The organism is Burkholderia sp. Bp8998 (genome assembly GCF_003854235.1).
Taxonomy (GTDB): Bacteria; Pseudomonadota; Gammaproteobacteria; order Burkholderiales; family Burkholderiaceae; genus Burkholderia.
Window position 1 is genome coordinate 1 of record NZ_QTQF01000098.1, and the last position, 3,604, is coordinate 3,604.

Sequence of the window (3,604 nt, forward strand, 5' to 3'; positions counted from 1 at the left end):
CCGCAATTCAAGTCTGCGGACGCAATCGTGGATCGATTCGGCAGCGCTGCCTAGGTGCGGAGAATTTCGCGCTTACGGCTGTTCCGGCAGATACCTCTGGCGAAGACCGTCGACGACTACGACGCGCTGCTTCCCTGGAAAATGCCTGCCCACCTACGCTGACCCACACCGTCACTTCACATCACGCGCTATGCCACCTCGCTCTGAGGGGCGTCTCTCATGGATCGCATACGATCAACTCACCCACGAGGTCTCGGTCCTCAAGCGCCAGCAGTTCGGCCGGCGCAGCGAACAGCTCAACAGTGAGCAGATGAACCTGCTCGACGAGGCCGTCGATGGCGACCTGGTTGCCATCGAGATGGAACTCGAACAGCTTGAGCCGACACGAGTTGAACGGCAACGCGAGCAGCCGAAACGCGCACCGCTGCCGCCGCAACTGCCGCGCACCGAGATCCATCACGAACCGGATAGCACGACGTGCCAGTGCGGTTGCGAACGCATACGCATCGGCGAGGACGTGAGCGAGAAGCTGGACTACACGCCGGGCGTGTTCACGGTGGAGCGGCATATCCGCGGCAAGTGGGTGTGCAAAGCGTGCGAGACGCTGATCCAGGCGCCGGTTCCGCCACATGTGATCGACAAGGGCGTGCCCACTGCCGGCTTGCTCGCGCAAGTGCTGGTCGCCAAGTACGGCGACCACTTGCCGCTGTATCGGCAGGAACAGATCTTTGGCCGTGCGGGACTGGCCATTCCGAGATCCACGCTGGGTGCCTGGGTAGGCAGGTGTGGCGTGCAGTTGCAGCCGCTGGTCGATGCACTCCGCCAGGCCATGCTGCAACAGAGTGTGCTGCACGCGGACGAGACGCCCGTGCAGATGCTCAGCCCCGGCAAGGGCAAGACGCACCGGGCGTACCTGTGGGCGTATACACCGACTCAGTTCAGCGACCTGCGCGCAGTGGTCTACGACTTCGCTGAGAGCCGCGCCGGTGCGCACGCTCGCACGTTCCTGAAGGGCTGGCACGGCAAGCTGGTGTGCGATGACTACAGCGGGTACAAGGCCTCGTTCCAGCACGGCATTACCGAGATCGGATGCGCGGCCCATGCCCGACGCAAGTTCTTTGAATTGCATGCCAATCACAGCAGCCAGATTGCCGAGCAGGCCCTGTCGTTCTTTACCGCGCTCTACGACATCGAACGCGAGGCTGCGGCACTGGATGCCGACGAACGGCAGCGGCTTCGCCAGCGCCGGGCCAAGCCGGTGTGCGACGCCCTTTATGAATGGCTGATGGCGCAGCGCAAACTCGTTGCCGAGGGCTCGGCGATTGCGAAAGCGCTGGACTACAGCCTGAAACGTTGGGATGCACTCACGCGCTATCTCGATGACGGGAACGTGCCAATCGACAACAACTGGGTCGAAAACCAGATCCGTCCGTGGGCAGTCGGACGGTCCAACTGGCTGTTCGCAGGATCGTTGCGCGCGGGGCAGCGCGCGGCTGCCATCATGAGCTTGATCCGCTCGGCGCAACTGAACGGGCTCGATCCACTCGCCTATCTGAAGGACGTCCTCACACGCTTGCCGACCCACAAGGCTAGCGACATCGACGCGCTGCTGCCGCATCGCTGGCAGCCATACTCGAACGCCGCCTAAACTCTCTCGTCAAGACGCGTTGGCTAGCCGCTTACGCATATTTCAGCCTTGTTTTGGCTGAGTTTAGGCGAGCGGCCACAACAGCCCATTTTCTAAGAGTTCCCCATCAAGGACAGGCTTACGCAGTCTTGATAAATCCTGTCGAAAGCCACGGAAAGGCTGCGACGATAGCGAGGCCAATTAAGAGCGAAAGCATGTAACCCCAGATTGGTCGCATGCCTTCGTCAGGGTTGACATTGCCGATGGCACAAGCGGTGTAATAGCCAACTCCGAATGGCGGTGCGAACAGGCCCAGCCCCATCGACAAGACTACGACCATTGAGTAGTGCACTTCATGAATTCCCATGGAGTGCGCGATGGGGAAGAGTAGCGGGCCGAATAGTACCACTGCTGGGATGCCTTCCAGTACGCTGCCCAATACGATGAAAGCGACGATGGAGACAAGGAGGAAAGTATTGCGACCTCCTGGAAGCGACTGCATTGCGGCGGCGAGGTCTCGGGAGAATCCGGACTGCGTGAGTGACCAGGCCATGGCCGATGCGGCGCCGATGATAAACAGAATTGCACCAGACAAGACGACGGTATCGACGAGCATCGGCTGAATGCGTCGGAAATCAAATTGCCGGTAGACAACCAGGCCGACGATGATGGAGTAGACGATGCCAATGGTGGAGACTTCCGTGGCGGTGGCAACTCCTTCGACCACGGCAGCGCGAATGACGAAAGGCAGTGCGAGGGCTGGCAGCGCGAGCAGGAGGCGCTTCGCGACCGCCAGCCGCGATAAGCGCGTTACCTTGGAGACGTCCTCGTTCTTGTTGCGCATACCTACGACAATGCAGAGGCCTATGCCGAGCACGAGCGCGGGTACAAGCCCGCCGGCAAAGAGAGCGGCGATAGATACGCCCATCACGGAGCCGATAGTGACGAGAACAATGGAGGGGGGGACCGTTTCGGTTTGTGCGCCCGTCGCGGACAGGAGTGCCACGAGTTCGCCCGGCTTGGCGCCGCGCTTGGTCATTTCCGGGAACAGTGCTGGAGCGATCGCTGCCATGTCTGCGGCCTTGGAGCCCGAGATGCCAGAGACGAGGTACATTGCACCGACGAGGACGTACGACAGGCCGCCGCGGACATGTCCCAGCAAACCTGCGAGGAACTGCACCATTGCACGCGCCATTCCGGTCATTTCTAACAGCAAGCCGAGTAAGACGAATGTGGGCACGGCGAGCAGCATCACGTGTGACATACCTTCGTCCATGCGGCCGACCAGCGTCATTACGGGCACGCGAGTTGTCAGTGCGAGATAGCCGAGGGTGGCAAGTGCAAACGCAAAGGCGATCGGGACGCCGGAGAAGACACACACACCGACTACGCCGATAAAGAAAATTAGCAGGTTGAGTTGCCCGAGGCCCGAGAGCAGAGGGCCGGTCAGCCAAAACGCAACAACGAGCGCGATAACAATGGCGGCGGCGGCGTAGCTTCGTCGGTCCGTCGCGACGTCAAGCAGCCGGAAGAGGCTGAACACAATCATCAGGGCAATTCCAACGGGCAAAGCGGCGGCGCGCCAGGCGCCAGAAATTTCCAAGGCTGGCGTAGTGATGAATGCTTCTTCGCTCGCGTAATGATATGCGGGCACCAGTACAAGTAGCAGGAACGCGAGTCCCGCGGTGAGTGCAAGGACTGAGAAGAACGGGGTCCAACGAGCGCCTACGCGGCTGACGAGTGCGGTCATGCGCATATGAGACAAGCGGCGCACAGCTAGCGCGCTACCGAGCATGGCGAGCCAGAGAAAGAAAGTTGAGCACAATTCATCGGACCACACGAGTGGCATATGGAAAACATATCGTGCAGCTACGCCGGCAAACAACAGCAGGATGACGGCGACCAAAAGGAATGCACCGATCCAGGAGACGGCGGAGGCAAGGACGCGCTCGATCGTCGGGCAGCGGGACTGCGAGT

Annotated in this window: 1 protein-coding gene and 1 pseudogene; one reads left to right on the top strand and one right to left on the bottom strand. The window is 60.8% G+C overall.

Annotated features, from left to right (window positions below):
• Positions 1-232: 232 nt before the first annotated feature.
• A pseudogene (gene tnpC, locus DIE06_RS37405) lies at positions 233-1,648 on the top strand (IS66 family transposase); the annotation flags it as partial.
• Between the two features lie 118 nt (positions 1,649-1,766).
• On the opposite strand, the gene DIE06_RS37410 reads toward tnpC, so the two are convergent.
• Positions 1,767-3,581 (bottom strand): TRAP transporter large permease subunit, encoded by a 1,815-nt coding sequence (locus DIE06_RS37410; RefSeq protein ID WP_260433903.1) that lies wholly within the window; start codon positions 3,579-3,581, stop codon positions 1,767-1,769.
• Between the last annotated feature and the right edge of the window lie 23 nt (positions 3,582-3,604).